The organism is Rathayibacter festucae DSM 15932, from assembly GCF_004011135.1.
GTDB classification, from domain to species: domain Bacteria; phylum Actinomycetota; class Actinomycetes; order Actinomycetales; family Microbacteriaceae; genus Rathayibacter; species Rathayibacter festucae.
In genome coordinates this window covers 2,757,253-2,772,540 of the sequence record NZ_CP028137.1, presented here as the reverse complement: position 1 = coordinate 2,772,540, position 15,288 = coordinate 2,757,253, and the positions used below count along the sequence as shown (strand labels likewise).

The window sequence follows — 15,288 nt, the reverse complement described above, 5'->3', positions numbered from 1 at the left end:
GCCAGGATCCGCCGCGCACTCGGCTCGACCTCGGCGGCGGAGCTGCCGCCGGCGGGACTGGACGGCCTCGATCCGTCCTGGTCGCGCCTCGTCGACGCGCCCGAAGCGCACGGCGTCCCGCGCCGCTGGCACCTGCTCGACACGCAGGAGGCGCTGGGCGGCGTCGAGCCGCTCGGCACGATCCTCTGCGTGCACGGCAACCCGACCTGGTCCTATCTCTGGCGCGCCCTCGCCGCCGCCACCGTCGCAGCCGCCCGCCGCGGCGAGCCGGCCTGGCGCGTCGTCGCCGTCGACCAGCTCGAGATGGGCTTCTCCGAGCGCACCGGTGAGCTGCACGCCCTGGCCGACCGCGTCCGCGAGCTGTCGAACCTCACCGACGTCCTCGGCCTGACCGACGTCGTCACCCTCGGCCACGACTGGGGCGGAGTCGTCTCGCTCGGCTGGGCGGTCGACCACCCCGAGCTCCTGCGCGGCACGATGCTGCTCAACACCGCGATCCACCAGCCGGCCGACGCGCCGATCCCCGCGCCGCTGCGGCTCGCGCTCGCCTCGGGCGTCCTCGGTGCCTCGACCGTCGGCACGCCCGCGTTCCTCGAGACGACGCTCGCCCTCGGGCACCCCGCGATCCCGGCCGCGGTCAAGGACGGCTACCGCGCGCCCTACCGCTCGGCGGAGCGACGGGGCGGCGTCGGCGGGTTCGTCGCCGACATCCCGGTCGGCCCCGCGCACCCGAGCCACGCCGAGCTGGAGCGGATCGCCGCGGGCGTCCGCGCGCTGGAGACGCCGGCGCTGCTGCTCTGGGGCCCGCTCGACCCGATCTTCTCGGACCGCTATCTCGACGACCTCGTCGACCGCCTCCCGCACGCGCAGGTGCACCGCTTCGAGGGCACCGGCCACCTGCTCGCGGAGGACGTCGACTACTCCGCCGCCGTCCTCACCTGGCTCGCCGACGTCACCGCCGGTGTCCAGGCCCCCGACGTGCAGCGCCCGACCGTGCCGATCGAGCCGCTCTGGCGGCACCTCGACGAGCGCGTCGAGGACGACTCGCTCGCGCTGGTCGAGATGGCGCCGCCCGGAGGAGGCGGACCGCGCTCGGTGTCCTGGCGGCTGCTCTCGCAGCGGGTCCGCGAGCTGGCCGCAGGGCTCCGCGCCTCGGGCGTCGCCCCGGGCGACCGCGTCTCGCTGCTCGTGCCGCCCGGCGCCGACCTCACCGCCCTGCTCTACGCCTGCCTGCGGATCGGGGCCGTCGTGGTCGTCGCCGATGCGGGCCTGGGCCTGCGCGGGCTGACCCGCGCCGTCCGCGGCGCCTGGCCGGACCTCGTCGTCGGCGCGCTGCCGGGGCTCGCCGTCGCCCGCGCGCTCGGCTGGCCGGGCGGTCGCGTCTCGACGCAGACCCTGCCGCGCGCCTCCGCCCGCGCCCTCGGCGTCGACACCTCGCTCGGGCAACTGATCGAGCTCGGCCGCGCGGAGCTCGAAGCCTCCGCCGACGCGCTCGGCGAGGCGCCCGCGGCCGACGCGACCGCCGCGATCCTCTTCACCTCCGGCTCGACCGGCCCCGCGAAGGGCGTCGTCTACACGCACCGCCAGCTCGCCGGGGTGCGCGACGCCCTCGCCCGGCAGTACGGCATCGGACCGGGGACCGGACTCGTCGCCGGCTTCGCGCCGTTCGCCCTGCTCGGCCCGGCACTCGGCACCCGCTCCGCGACGCCGGACATGGACGTCACCTCGCCGCGGACGCTCACCGCGCGCGCCGTGGCCGCCGCGGCGGCGCGCGTCGACGCGACGGTCCTCTTCCTCTCGCCCGCCGCGCTCGCCAACGTGGTCGCCACCGCGGGCGACCTCGACGCCGACGACCACCGCGCGCTCGCCGGCGTCCGCACCTTCCTCTCGGCCGGCGCCCCCGTCGCCGAGGGGCTGCTCGCGCAGGCCCAGGCGCTGATGCCGAACGCCTCGGCCCGCACTCCCTACGGGATGACCGAGGGCCTGCTGCTGACCGACGCGTCGCTCGAGGGCATCCGCGCGGCCGCCGCCGACGACGACCCGCGCGGGGGAGTCTGCGTCGGGGTCTCGGCCGCGGGCGTCCGCCTCCGGATCGCGCCGCTCGACGACGACGGACAGGCGGCCGCCGAGCCGGCCGAGCTCGTCGGCGTCACCGGCGAGATCGTCGTCTCCGCCGGCCACGTCGAGGACCACTACGAGCGGCTCTGGCTCACCGACCGCGCCGCGCGCCGCGGCGCCGTCCCGGGCGAGCGCTGGCACCGCACCGGCGACGTCGGCCGGATCGACGCCGACGGCCGGCTCTGGGTCGAGGGCCGGCTGCCGCACGTGATCGTCACCGCCGAGGGTGTCGTCACGCCCGTCGGGCCGGAGCAGCGGATCGAGGCGCGCGTCGCCGCGGTCTCCCGTGCCGCGATCGTCGGCGTCGGGCCCCGCGGAGTCGCGCAACTGGTCGCCGTCGTCGAGCGGCACGAGGGTGCCCGCCGCACGCAGCTCGCCTCCGAGGAGCTCGCCGCCGAGGTCCGCGCGGCCGTCGGCGCACCGGTCGCGGCCGTGCTCGTCGTGCCGGCGCTGCCGACCGACATCCGGCACAACTCCAAGATCGACCGGGCCGCGCTCGCGCGCTGGGCGGAGTCGATCCTCGTCGGCGGCCGGATGGTCGCGCCGTGAGGGTCCTCGTCACCGGTGCGAGCGGGCTGCTCGGCGGCGCCGTCGCGGCGGGACTCGTCGCGGCGGGGCACGAGGTCCGCACGTTCCAGCGCCGTCCCTCCGGAGTGAGCGGTGTCGAGGACATCCGCGGCTCGCTGGCCGATGCGGGCGCCGTCGAGGCCGCGGTCGCGGGCTGCGAGGGCGTCGTGCACCTCGCGGCGAAGGTCTCGCTCGCGGGCGATCCGGCCGACTTCGTCCGGGTGAACGTCGACGGGACCCAGGATCTGCTGGCGGCCGCCGCGCAGGCCGGCGTTCGGAGCTTCGTCCAGGTGTCGTCGCCGTCGGTCGCGCACTCCGGCGCCTCGATCATCGGCGAGGGCGCCGAGCCCGCCGATCCCGAGCGCGCCCGCGGCGACTACGCGCGCACCAAGGCGCGCGCCGAGCTGCTGGCGCTGGCCGCGGATGCGCCGGGCTTCGCCGTGGTCGCGGTGCGCCCGCACCTGGTCTGGGGGCCGGGCGACACCCAGCTCGTGGCGCGCATCGTCGAGCGCGCCCGCACCGGCCGGCTGCCGCTGCTCGGCGACGGCCAGGCGCTCATCGACTCCACCTACATCGACAACGCCGCCTCGGCGATCGTCGCCGCACTCGGCCGGGCGGAGGCGGTGCACGGCCGCGCGTACGTCGTCACCAACGGCGAGCCCCGGCCGGTCGCCGAGCTGCTCGCCGGGATCTGCCGCGCCGCCGGCGTGCAGCCGCCGAGCTGGTCGGTGCCCGCGGGCGTTGCGCGCGCCACCGGCTCGCTCGTGGAGCGCGTCTGGGCGGTACGCCCGGGCGAGGACGAGCCGCCGATGACGCGCTTCCTCGCCGAGCAGCTCTCGACCGCGCACTGGTTCGACCAACGCGCTACCCGCGCCGACCTCCAGTGGACGCCGGCGGTCACCCTCGACGAGGGCCTCGCCCGCCTGGCGGCCTCCTACCGCTGACACGACGAACGCCCCCCGCGCGAGTGCGCGAGGGGCGTCCGTCGTCCTGCCTGCTGGTCGCCTCCCTGCTGATCGAGTAGCCCGCTCCGCGGGCGTATCGAGATCCACCACCGTTCGGAGGTCGGTCTGCAGACCCGCCCTGCTGAGCACGCCGGGTCTCGATACGCCCCTGCGGGGCTACTCGACCAGCATGAGGCGGGCCTGCTCGACCAGCAGGGGTCGCCGCCATCGCAGGACCGCGGCGGAGTCATGCTGATCGAGTAGCCCGCGAAGCGGGCGTATCGAGATCCACCAGCGTCAGAAGCCGAGTCCGCAGACCCGGCGACCTCGTCAGTCCGCGAGGATCAGGTACAGCGCGCGGCGGGTCTCGTCGAGCTTCGCGGACGCGGCGGCGCGCTGCGCCTCCGAGGCCCCGCGGAACTGCTGGACGACGCCCATCAGCTTGCCGATGTTCTCGACGAACTCGCGGTCCGCGTCGCTCGCTCCGGGAGTGGCCTCCCAGGCGGCGGTGAGCTCGTCGGCGTGCTCGCGCACGTAGGTGCCGCCCGCGTCGGTGAGCTGGTACTCGGTGCCGCGGCCCTCGCCGACGGCCGTGATCAGGCCCTCGTCGACGAGCTGCTGGAGCGTGGGGTAGACCGAGCCGGGGCTGGGGCGCCACGAGCCGTTGGTCTTCTCGGCGATCGCCTTGATCAGGCCGTAGCCGTTCGAGGACTTCTCGGCGAGGAGGGAGAGCAGGGCGGCGCGGACGTCGCCGCGTCGGGCCCGTCCTCCGCCGCGGCCGAAGCCGGGGCCGCCGAAGCCGGGGCCGAAGCCGCCGAAGCCCGGGCCGAAGCCGAAGCCGGGACCGAAGCCGCGGCCGTGTCCGCCGGGGCCGCGACGCTCGCGGCGGCCGGGCTGGTCGTGGCCGCCGCGAGCGTGGTCGTGGTCGCCGTGCGAGCGGTCGAAGCGGTCGCTGTGGTCGTGGAAGGAGTTCCTGGTGTTCATGGTGTCTCTTCTCGTGTCAGGGGATTCCTCTCGAAATCCGTCTCGCCCGTCGGAGCGAGTGCTCACGATCTGTCGGCGATGTAGTAACGATATATCGGCGACTGTCACTCGTCAAGCACGAGTTTCGAACTACGCTCGAGGGACCCCCACCGGAAGGCCCCTCCGCATGCCGCTGTCCGCCGCCGCCCTCGCCGCGCTTCTCGACGAGTCGCTCCTCACCGGTGCCGTCCTCACCGGCCGCGCGAGCAACCTCGGCAACCTCCGCCGCCTGGCCGCCCGCGAGCCCGCCCACCTCTACGGCGTCGACGTCGCCGAGCACTGGGACGTCGAGAGCCTGCTCGCGCTGATGGGGCAGCGGGTCGGCATCAGCACCGACCCCGCGTTCGAGCACGGCCAGGACCGGATCGACGCCGCCCTCACCGTCGCCGCGCTCGACGCCTATCGCGACCGCTTCGCCCGCGCCGTGCGCGAGGGCGCGCTGATCCTCTTCGCCACCGCGCACCCCGCGACCCTTCTGGACGTCTACCGCCGGCTCGCCGCGGCCGCGACGGCGGCGAGCGCCCGCGTGATCGACGTGAACGCCCTCCCGTTCGCCCGCCCCGACGGCATCCGGGTCACTCTCGCCGACGAGCACCAGCGCCTGTGGTGCACCGGCGGCGTCACCTGCGCCTACCGCGGCGGCAGCCTCCAGCACACCCACTCGGCCGAGCCGATGAACGCGCTCCTCGACGAGCTCGAGAAGCTCGGCATCCGCCCCGACCTCGTCGTCGCCGACCACGGCTGGGCGGGCGCCTCCGGGCGGCGCGGCCTCCCGACGATCGCGATCGCCGACTGCAACGACCCCGCCGTCTTCGTCGCCGAGGCGCAGGGCTCGATCGAGGTGGTCGTCCCGATCGACGACGGCCTCGCCGTGCACCTCTACGAGCCGGTGATCGCCTACCTCCTGGACGGCCTCGACGCCACCTCCGAGCCCGCTCGGACCTCCGGCTCGTAGACTCGTCCAATGCTCGTCGGGATCATGTGATCCGGCGAGCCGTGCGCGTTCCCGCGAGCCCGAGGTCAGTCCTCGCCACCACTTCCCAGACGGAGCATCCGTGACCCAGCCCCAGGACGGCCTCCTCCCGCGCTTCGCCGTCGGCGTCGACATCGGCGGCACCTCGATCAAGGCCTCCCTCGTCGACGTGACCACCGGCGAGCGCGCCGCCCGCCGCTTCGCCGTCGCGAACCCGGTCGGCAAGGAGCCCGAGGACTTCGCCGCGGCCATCGCCGGCATCGTCCGCGACGTCTCGCCGATCGCCGGCACTCCCGTCGGCGTCGGCTTCCCCGGCATCGTCCGCGGCGGCATCGTGCGGCAGACCACCCACGTCTCGCAGCGCTGGGTCGGGATCGACGCGCAGGCGCTGCTGTCCGAGGCGACCGGCGTCGACGTCGTCGTCGTCAACGACGCGGACGCGGCGGGCGTCGCCGAGCGCGAGTTCGGCGCGATGCGCGACCGCGAGGGCCTCTGCCTGCTCACCACGCTCGGCACCGGGATCGGCACCGCGCTGGTCTACGAGGGCGAGGTCATCCCCAACTCCGAGCTCGGCCACGTGCACATCGACGGCCCCGACTTCGAGCCGCGCGTCGGCTTCTCCGCCGTCCGCCGCGAGGGCATCACCCTCGAGGAGTGGGCGGGCCGCCTCAACGTCTACTACCGGCACCTCGAGATGCTGCTCTCGCCGCAGCTCTTCGTGATCGGCGGAGCGGCGGCGCACGTCTTCGACGAGTTCGCCCGCTTCCTCGACCTCGGCACCGAGATCGTCTCCGCCCGCTTCGGCAACGACGCCGGCTTCACCGGCGCCGCCATGGTCGCCGTCTCGCCCGACCGCCTCGCCCCCTGGTACCGCTCCACCCGCGGCGCCCACTTCGACCCGGGCACCCCGGCCATCGCCGACTAGCCGCCTGCGGAGGAGCCGCGCAGCGGCGCCCTCATGTTGGTCGAGTAGCCGCGGAGCGGCGTATCGAGACCCGCCCACCGGACGACGCCGGATCTCGATACGCCCTCTGCGAGGGCTGCTCGATCAGCATGCAGGCGGCCCAGCCCCGGGCAGCGCGCGCTGCGGATTTCATGCTGGTCGAGTAGCCGCGCAGCGGCGTATCGAGACCCGCCCACCGAACGACGGTGGATCTGCGAGGGCTACTCGATCAGCATGCAGCGAGGCCCGGCGTCAGCGCGTCCCCAGAAGCCCGCGGTACAGCGCGTCCAGGCGCGCCGCCGCGGCCGCCCAGGTGTGGGCCGCCGCCCACTGCACGCCGCCGCGGCCGAGACGCGCGCGCTCGGCGTCGTCGGCGAGCAGCCGGCGGATCTCCGCCGCCCACACCGCCGGGTCGCCGGAGTCGATCAGCACGCCGCTCTCGCCGTCGCGCACCGCGTCGACCAGCCCGGTCGTCCGCCGCGCGAGCACCGGCGTCGCACTCGCCGCCGCCTCGAGCGCGATCAGCCCGAACGTCTCCGCCGCCGACGGCACCAGCGCGAGCCGCGCCCCGCGCAGCAGCGCCGCCGCCGTCTCGCGGTCGGCCACGCCCTCGAAGCGCACCCACTCGTCCACGCCGAGCTCCCGCGCCGCCGCGCGCACCTCCTCCAGGTACCCCTCGCGCCCCGGCGCCGGCCCGCCCGCCAGCCGCAGCAGCGGCCGCTCGCCCACCGGGATCCGCGCGAGCGCCTGCACCGCGAGCAGCTGCCCCTTCAGCGGCTGCACCCGCCCGAGCAGCACGATCTCCCGCGCACGCTCGCCGGCCCCCGGCGAGAACCGCGCATCCACGCCCGGCGGCACGACCAGCACGCGCGCCGGATCCACCCCGTAGCCGTCCACGACGTCCGACCGCTCCGACGCCCCCGCGACCACCACCGCGTCCGCCGAGCTCAGCACCGAGCGCTCGGCGCGGATCCGCTCCTCCGGCTCCCGCACGTCGCCCGGCACCAGCCGCACGTTCTTCGCCAGCGAGTTCGAGTGCATCGAGTGCACGTGCGGAGCGCCGGTCAGCGCCCCCGCCAGCCCCGACACCCAGTAGTGCGAGTGCACGACGTCCGCACCCTCGGCGGCCTCGGCGAACGCCGGCGCGGAGGCGGCCAGCGCGTACTTGTCCGCCGCCTCGACCGGCACGCCGACCACCGAGACCCCCGGCGCGAGCCGCCGCACGCCCTCGCCTCGGGTGAGCACGGTGACCTCCCAGCCGAGCGCCGCGAGCTCGGGCAGCACCCCGGCGAGGTACACGTTCATCCCGCCGGCGTCGCCGGTCGAGGGCTGCTCGAGGGGCGAGGTGTGCGCCGAGACGATCGACAGGCGGGGCATCCGTCCATCGTAGGAGCGGGCGCGGAGGGCGCGGATCCCGCCCCGCGGCTCCCGGCGCCTCCGGAATCGGGTTGAATGGACGGATGCGCTCCGGTCGGTGCGCGGAGAGCGTGAGGTCCATGGCCCGCCAGAGTCCCCCCGAAGAGGTGCTGCCCCCCTCGGCCGCGCCCGGGGCCGAGGGCCGCGAACCCTTCAGCGAGCAGGACATCCGGGGACTCGTCGGCACCGCCGCCCTCGACAAGGGCGTCGCCTACGCCGACGAGGGCCGCGTCGCCGAGCTGCAGTGGTTCGGCGGGCGCACCCGGCTCTTCGGCCAGGTCCGCGGCTCCGGCCGCTCGCCCTACGCCGTGAGCGTGCAGCTGCGCGACGAGGGCGACCACTCGATCCTCCTCGGCGGCGCCTGCAGCTGCCCGGTCAAGCACGAGTGCAAGCACGTCGCCGCGGTGCTGATCGAGGCGCTGCGCCGCGAGCGCGAGGGCGCCCTGAGCGGCCCGTTCCCCGGCGAGGCCGCCGTCGACGCGGTCCCGGAGTGGCGCAGCGCCCTGGCGCCGCTGCTCGCGGGCGCCGAGCGCTCGCACTCCGGCATCCCGCTCGGCCTCCAGTTCGAGCTCCTCCCCGGCGAGCCCGTGCGCCGCCCGCCCGGCCGCTACAACAGCTACCGTCCGCCGCCCGAGCCGCGCCCGCGCCTCGGCGTCCGCCCGGTGCGGATGGGCGACCGCGACCGCTGGGTCCGCACCGGCACCAGCTGGCGCGACCTCGGCTACCTCCACTACAGCCACGACTACGACGAGCGCCAGATCGACGTCGTCCGCGAGATGCAGGGCCTGCTCTCCGGGCACAGCGCCTCCAGCTACTACTCGCCCGACACCTGGCTCTACCTCGACCAGTGCCGGAGCGAGGCGATCTGGGCGGCCCTGCACGGCGCCGTCCGCGCCGGCATCGGCCTGGTCATGGGCGACCGCGACCAGACCCCGCTGAAGATCCTCGACACCACCGCCACGGCGTCCATCGACGTCACCCGCACCCCGGCCGGCCTCGAGCTGCGCTCGCTCGTCGCGATCGGCGACCACCCGGCGCCCGAGCACTTCGGCTTCATCGGCGACCCCGCCGTCGGCCTCTACACCTGGGACGAGGGCGACGAGCTGCGCGGCAAGGCCGTCACGCTCGTGCCGTTCGCTGCGCCGCTGGTCTCCTCCGCGCGCACCTTCCTCTGGAGCAACGAGCCGATCCGCATCCCGGAGCAGGAGGAGTCGGCGTTCCTCACCGAGCACTACCAGCGCCTGCACCGCCTCTTCGACATCGTCTCGCGCGACGGCTCCTTCGAGGCGCCGCCCGTCCCCGAGCCGCGGCTCGGCCTCACCCTCGAGCACACCGAGGGCGCGGGCCTGCGCGGCTCCTGGTGGTGGCGCTACGGCATCGAGGGCGGCCGCGGCACCGAGGCCGAGCGCCTGCCGCTCCGCCTGGACGACGAGTCCGGCTACCGCGACGCCGAGGCCGAGCAGCGGATCCTCGACTCGCTCGGCGGCGCCGGCATCGACCCGGAGTCGACGCCCGCCCTGGTCTCGCCCTCGAGCCGCCGCCTCCGCCCCACCTTCGACCTGCGCGGCATGCAGACCGTCGGCTTCCTCACCGGCGAGGTCGAGCGCCTGCGCGAGCTCGGCACCGTCGAGATCGAGGAGATCGGCCAGCGCGTCGAGTACCGCGAGGCGGAGACCGCGCCGGTCGTCGCCGTCCAGACGGTCGCCCAGCCGGACAGCCGCGACTGGTTCAACCTCGAGATCTCGGTCACGGTCAACGAGGAGGCGGTCCCGCTCGCCGAGATCTTCCTCGCCCTGGCCCGCGGCGACGAGTACATGGTGCTGCCGAGCGGCGTCTACTTCGCGCTGGACGACGAGCGCTTCGGCCGCCTCCGCGAGCTGATCGCCGAGGCGCGCGAGCTCTCCGACGACCCGAGCGAGACGCTCCGGATCAGCCGCTTCCAGTCCTCGCTCTGGGACGAGCTGGTCGAGCTCGGCGTCGTCGAGGCGCAGGCCGCCGCGTGGCGCCGCTCGGTCGAGGGCCTCTCCGGCTTCACCGCGACCGGCGCCCTCGAGTCCCGCGCCCTCCCCGAGGGCTTCGCCGTCGAGCTGCGGCCCTACCAGCAGCTCGGCTACGACTGGCTCTCCTTCCTCTACGACAACCAGCTCGGCGGCGTCCTCGCCGACGACATGGGTCTCGGCAAGACCGTGCAGTCGCTCGCGCTGGTCACCCGGGTGATGCAGGAGCAGCGCGCGGCCGCCGCGAGCGCCGGCACTTCGCCGCGCCCGTTCCTCGTCGTCGCGCCGACGAGCGTCGTGCCCAACTGGGTCGGCGAGGCCAAGCGCTTCGCCCCCGACCTGCGCGTGGTCGGCATCGACGAGACCTCGAAGAAGAAGCGCAAGGCGCTGTCGACGATGATCGGCGAGGCCGAGCTGGTCGTCACCTCCTACGCCCTCTTCCGCCTCGACTACGAGTCCTACGCCGGCATCCAGTGGTCCGGCTTCCTGCTCGACGAGGCGCAGTTCGTCAAGAACCGCCAGTCGGCCACCCACCAGCTCGCGCGGCGCCTCGACGTGCCGTTCAAGCTCGCCATCACGGGCACGCCGATGGAGAACAACGTGATGGAGCTCTGGTCGCTGCTGTCGATCGTCGCCCCGGGCCTCTTCCCCTCGCCGGCCGGCTTCGCCGAGTACTACCAGAAGCCGATCGAGCGCGACGCCGACACCGAGCGCCTCAGCCAGCTGCGCCGCCGCATCCGCCCGCTGATGCTCCGCCGCACCAAGGAGCTCGTCGCCACGGAGCTGCCGCCCAAGCAGGAGCAGACCATCGAGGTCGAGCTCGGCACCCGCCAGCGCAAGGTCTACGACACCTACCTCGCCCGCGAGCGGCAGCGGGTGCTCGGGCTGATCGGCGACTTCGAGAAGAACCGCTTCGCGATCTTCCGCGCCCTCACCGTGCTCCGCCAGGTCGCGCTCGACGCGGCCCTGGTCGACGAGGCGCACGCCACGGTGCCGTCGACCAAGCTCGACCTGCTCGACGAGCTGCTCGCCGACGCGCTCGCCGAGGGGCACCGGGTGCTGGTCTTCAGCCAGTTCACCCGCTTCCTCGGCCGGGTGCGCGGCCGGCTCGACGCGGCCGGCGTCGAGTACGCCTACCTCGACGGCGCCACCAAGAAGCGCGACGAGGTCATCGACCGCTTCCGCTCCGGTGAGGCGGGTGTGTTCCTCATCTCGCTGAAGGCGGGCGGCTTCGGCCTCAACCTCACCGAGGCCGACTACTGCATCCTGCTCGACCCGTGGTGGAACCCGGCGACGGAGTCGCAGGCCGTCGACCGCGCCCACCGCATCGGCCAGACCCGCTCGGTGATGGTCTACCGGCTCGTCGCGAAGGACACCATCGAGGAGAAGGTGATGGCGCTCAAGGAGGCGAAGGCCGCCCTGTTCGCGGCCGTCATGTCCGACGACGGCGCGGCGGCGACCGGCGGCATCACCGCGGAGGATGTGCGCGAGCTGCTCGGCTGAGCGGCCCGGGCCGTCGCGGGTCCGGTCAGCAGGCCGGGTCCGCGAGCGCCTTCACGAACGCGCCGGTCTGGTAGACGTACTCGTAGGCCCAGTCGCCGAAGGTGTACGGCTCGCCGGAGGACACCATCGACAGCTCGCCGTCGAAGCAGCGGCCGAGCAGCAGCCGCGCCCGCGCGATGTGCGGGGTCTGCGTGATGACGACGACGCTGTCCCAGTGGTCCGCGCGCGCGTCGTCGGCCAGGGCGCGCGCCTCGCCCTGGGTGGTCCCCGGGTCGGCCGTGAAGCAGATCACGTCCATGTCCGGCTCGTCGCAGGCCACCACGTCGTTCTCGCCCGGAGCCGCGGCCAGATCCGAGGCCCAGACCGAGATCACCAGGGTGTCGGCCACTCCCGCCTCGACGAGGTCGCGGCCGAGCTCGGTGCGCGCGCGGGTGGGCGGCCCGAGCACGAGCACCGCGTCGGCGTGCTCCGGCACCGGATCGATCGCGGGCAGCACGTAGACGGGGATCCCGGCGCCGACCACCAGCACGAGCGCGGCGAGGGCGCCGACGCCGAGGCGCCGTGCCAGCCGTCGTCCTCCGTGCATGCGTCTCCTCGCGAACCCCGGCGGTCACCGTACCCCAGGCAGGTGACACGGGTGTTTCGGCGGATCGGGACTCCGGCACCACACGGACCGCGTCCCGCTGCGCCCGCAAGCCCCCGATCGCAGCTGGCAGTGCGCGGACCGAACTCTGTCATCCTGTGTCTTCGGAGCACGGGACGGTGACTCGTGGCGCTCCCGCGACGCCGTGGCGCTCGCTCCTCCTCGACAGAAGGACAGGCGATGGCTGAACCGACACTGGTGGACGTCGCGCGCATCGCGGGGGTGTCCCGCGCGACCGCGGCGCGAGTGCTCGCGGGCCGGACCAACGTCGACGCGGGCATGACCGCCGCCGTCGAGCGCGCCGCGAAGCAGCTGGGCTACGAGGCGAACGGCGCCGCCCGCATGCTGCGCGGGGGACGCGCGGGCTCGATCGCGCTGATCGTCGCCTTCGAGGATCTCGACCGCCTGCCCGGGACGATCCTCACGGCGGTCCTGAAGGGCGCCGCGGCGAGCCTGCACGCGCAGGGAGTCCAGCCGGTCCTGCTGCCCGCGGACTACGACGACAGGGGCCGGGTCGCCCGGCTCCTCCGCACGCGCGCGGTCGACGGGGCCATCGTGATCCTGCAGAACGAGATGACCCAGGTGACCCAGGAGCTGGCGGACTCTCCGGCCCCGATCGCCTGGGTGGGACGGCCGCGGGTCGCCCTCGCCGACGACGCGCTCGTGATCGACGCGGACAACTACGGGGGAGGGAGGCTCGCCGCACGGGTGCTGGCCGAGTCCGGCCGTCGGCGACTCGGCATCATCACGGGCCCCCACGACATGAAGCCCGCCCGTGAGCGGCTGCGCGGCTGGCGCGACGAGCTGGAGCACCTGGGCATCGACTACGCGCCCCTCGCGCACGGTGCGTTCACGGTCGAGAGCGGCGTGACCGCGATGGTGCGCCTCCTCCAGCGCTACCCCGATCTCGACGGGATCTTCGCCTCCTCCGACCTGATGGCGCACGGCGCGATCCACGTCCTCCGGGCCGCCGGACGGCGCGTGCCGACGGACGTCTCGGTCGTGGGCTTCGACGACGTCGTCATCGCGACCACGACGGACCCGCCGATCACGACGATCCGCCAGCCCCTCGCGGAGATGGGCCGCATCGCCGCCGAGACCGTCGTCGCCGTCCTGCAGGGACGCGAGGTCGACCGGCAGCGGATCCTGCCCGTCAGCCTCGTCCAGCGGGAATCCGCGTAGCGCAGAGGGCGTCCTCGACAAGCGCGGCGCTCAGGGTCGCCGCCGGCTCAGTCCGCGACCAGCGACCGCAGCTCCCGCACTCCCGCGACCACGTCGGCACCGACGCGCCCCGCCTGCACCGCCGCGCGCAGCGGCAGCGTCCGATGCGGCCGCAGCAGTCGCCGCGCCGCCGTGCAGGGCAGCGCGTAGAGCGCGACGACGCCCGCATCGATCCCGTCGAGTCCGCCGTCGTCGCGGCCGAAGACCAGCTCGCGTCCCTCGCGGGCCAGCTCCTCGGGCAGCGCCGCCTCGCCGACCGGCAGCCGCACGGAGGCGAGCACGGCGGCGGCGACGATCCGGCGGCGCAGCGGCCGGCCGATCGTGTCCGCGGCGAGCTCGCCGAAGAAGTCGGCGTGCCGCTCGAGGATCGCGGCGACGGTCTCGGCGAGGCGCTCCATCTCGGGGTGCAGCGACAGCCGCGCGAGGCGGCGGTAGGCGTGCAGCGCGATCTGCGCGTCGACCGCCAGCGCGAGGGCGACGGGCCCTGCGAGCAGCCGGGACGAGCGGTCGCGCAGCACCCGGCTCCTGACCACGGGCTCGGCCGGGCCGGTCTCGACGCCGCGGATCCGCGGCGAGGCCGCCAGCACCTCGCCGAGCGCATCGGCGATCCGGTGCCGCTCGGCGGCCCAGGTCGTCGCGAACGACCGCACCCGCGGATCGGGGTGCGCCCGCGCGAGCGGCAGCACCCGCACGACGGCCGCGTTCTCGAGAGCGCGGAGGTAGGCGGACGCGACGATCGCCTCGCGATCCAGCGGCGCCTCCTCGAACTCGCGGATCGAGAAGTGGTCGTGGAGGCTGCCGTGCGCGCTGCGACGGTAGCTCTCCACGTCGAACGGTTCCGCGATGCCCATGCTCCACCCGCCTTCGCCTCGACCGTACCGCCATCCTGGGCCCGGAACCTGAACGGCGGAAGGTTCGCCGCTGCCAGACTGGAGCACGCGCGCCGCCCGGCCGCGGGACGGGGCGGAGATGGGGTCTCGCGGGTCCGCGGTCGCCGCGATCCTCCTCGCCGCGGTCTGCTTCGGCACCACCGGCACCGCGCAGTCGCTCGGCGCGGAGGGCGTCGATCCGCTGATGCTCGGCGCCGCCCGGATCGTGCTCGGCGGGGCGCTGCTGGCCGCCCTGCTCGGCGTCGAGACGGCGCGCGCTCCCCGCCGCGCCGCCCGGAGGCCGCTCGCCTCGACGGTGCTGCTCGTCCTCCTCGGTGCGGCCGGCGTCGCCGCCTACCAGCCCGCCTTCTTCACCGGCACCGCCGAGAACGGCGTCGCGGTCGGCACGATCGTCGCGCTCGGCTCCGCCCCCGCCTTCACCGGACTGCTCGAGTGGCTCCTGCTGCGCTCCGCCCCGAGCCCGCGCTGGTTCGTCTCGACGGCGCTCGCCGCGGTCGGCGTCGTGCTGCTCGCGGGCCTGCTGACCGGCGGCGCCGCGGGCGGAGTCTCCGTGCTGGGTCTCGCGGGCTCGGCCGGAGCCGGCGCCGCCTACACGCTCTACGCCGTCTGCGGCAAGCTGCTGCTCGAGCGCGGCTTCAGCCCGGCCGCCGCGATGGGCGCCCAGTTCGGCACCGCCGCACTGCTCGCGCTGCCGGTCCTGCTGGTGGGCGACCCCGGGCGCCTCGCCGGGTCCCTCCCCGCCGTGCTCTGGCTCGGCGTGGTGACCGTCGCAGTCGCCTACACCTTCTTCGCCCGCGGACTCCGCCTCCTGCCCGCGGCCACGGTCTCGACGCTCACCCTCGTCGAGCCCGCCACCGCGACCCTCCTCGGCGTCGCCCTGCTCGGCGAGCGGCTGACCCCCGACGCGGTCGCCGGCATCGCCGTCCTCGTGCTCGCCGTGCTGCTCCTGGCGGTGCCCGCGCGCCGGGGGAGTGCGCGCCGGGGGAGTGCGCGCCGCGGGAGGCCCGAGGTCGTCGCGCCTGAGGCGCCGTCGAGCCTCGCGGAGTAGCC

11 protein-coding genes are annotated in these 15,288 nt (G+C 75.0%); 7 read left to right on the top strand and 4 right to left on the bottom strand.

The window, feature by feature from the left end; genetic code table 11:
• Positions 1 to 6 precede the first annotated feature (6 nt).
• Together C1I64_RS12775 and C1I64_RS12770 are read left to right on the top strand one after the other, a co-directional pair.
• A complete protein-coding gene (locus C1I64_RS12775) occupies positions 7 to 2,667 on the top strand; it encodes an alpha/beta fold hydrolase (protein ID WP_127888561.1) in 2,661 nt (886 codons plus the stop codon).
• Entirely contained in the window at positions 2,664 to 3,629 is a 966-nt protein-coding gene (locus C1I64_RS12770) for an NAD-dependent epimerase/dehydratase family protein (RefSeq protein ID WP_127887458.1), read from the top strand. Before C1I64_RS12775 ends, C1I64_RS12770 begins: the two co-directional genes overlap by 4 nt.
• A 330-nt stretch (positions 3,630 to 3,959) precedes the next feature.
• Here the strand turns inward: C1I64_RS12770 and C1I64_RS12765 are convergent, their stop codons facing one another.
• Positions 3,960 to 4,613, bottom strand: coding sequence for a PadR family transcriptional regulator (locus C1I64_RS12765; RefSeq protein WP_127887457.1), 654 nt, complete (start codon positions 4,611 to 4,613; stop codon positions 3,960 to 3,962).
• A gap of 166 nt (positions 4,614 to 4,779) precedes the next feature.
• Between C1I64_RS12765 and C1I64_RS12760 the strand changes: the two genes are divergently transcribed.
• The gene (locus tag C1I64_RS12760; protein ID WP_127887456.1) at positions 4,780 to 5,607 is read left to right on the top strand and encodes a phosphatase; all 828 of its coding nucleotides are present in this window, start codon (positions 4,780 to 4,782) and stop codon (positions 5,605 to 5,607) included.
• Positions 5,608 to 5,707: 100 nt separating this feature from the next.
• Positions 5,708 to 6,550 carry an ROK family protein gene (locus C1I64_RS12755; protein ID WP_123446641.1) on the top strand — a complete coding sequence of 281 codons (843 nt, stop codon included), beginning with the start codon at positions 5,708 to 5,710 and terminating at the stop codon, positions 6,548 to 6,550.
• A gap of 270 nt (positions 6,551 to 6,820) precedes the next feature.
• On the opposite strand, the gene C1I64_RS12750 is transcribed toward C1I64_RS12755, so the two are convergent.
• Complete coding sequence (locus C1I64_RS12750) at positions 6,821 to 7,945, bottom strand: glycosyltransferase (protein ID WP_127887455.1); 1,125 nt, start codon at positions 7,943 to 7,945, stop codon at positions 6,821 to 6,823.
• Between the two features lie 119 nt (positions 7,946 to 8,064).
• On the opposite strand from C1I64_RS12750, the gene C1I64_RS12745 reads away from it, so the two are divergent.
• Positions 8,065 to 11,484 (top strand): DEAD/DEAH box helicase, encoded by a 3,420-nt coding sequence (locus tag C1I64_RS12745; protein ID WP_127887454.1) that lies wholly within the window; start codon positions 8,065 to 8,067, stop codon positions 11,482 to 11,484.
• 25 nt (positions 11,485 to 11,509) lie between these two features.
• Here C1I64_RS12745 and C1I64_RS12740 read toward each other — a convergent pair whose 3' ends face one another.
• Complete coding sequence (locus tag C1I64_RS12740; RefSeq protein WP_127887453.1) at positions 11,510 to 12,070, bottom strand: YdcF family protein; 561 nt, start codon at positions 12,068 to 12,070, stop codon at positions 11,510 to 11,512.
• Positions 12,071 to 12,307: 237 nt separating this feature from the next.
• Between C1I64_RS12740 and C1I64_RS12735 the strand changes: the two genes are divergently transcribed.
• On the top strand, positions 12,308 to 13,309 hold the full coding sequence (locus C1I64_RS12735) for a LacI family DNA-binding transcriptional regulator (protein WP_127887452.1): 1,002 nt from the start codon (positions 12,308 to 12,310) through the stop codon (positions 13,307 to 13,309).
• A 47-nt stretch (positions 13,310 to 13,356) separates the two neighbouring features.
• Here C1I64_RS12735 and C1I64_RS12730 read toward each other — a convergent pair whose 3' ends face one another.
• The gene (locus C1I64_RS12730) at positions 13,357 to 14,199 is read right to left on the bottom strand and encodes a ferritin-like domain-containing protein (RefSeq protein ID WP_127887451.1); all 843 of its coding nucleotides are present in this window, start codon (positions 14,197 to 14,199) and stop codon (positions 13,357 to 13,359) included.
• 118 nt (positions 14,200 to 14,317) lie between these two features.
• Here C1I64_RS12730 and C1I64_RS12725 point away from each other — a divergent pair, with 118 nt between their 5' ends.
• Positions 14,318 to 15,286 carry a DMT family transporter gene (locus C1I64_RS12725; RefSeq protein ID WP_127887450.1) on the top strand — a complete coding sequence of 323 codons (969 nt, stop codon included), beginning with the start codon at positions 14,318 to 14,320 and terminating at the stop codon, positions 15,284 to 15,286.
• Positions 15,287 to 15,288 lie beyond the last annotated feature (2 nt).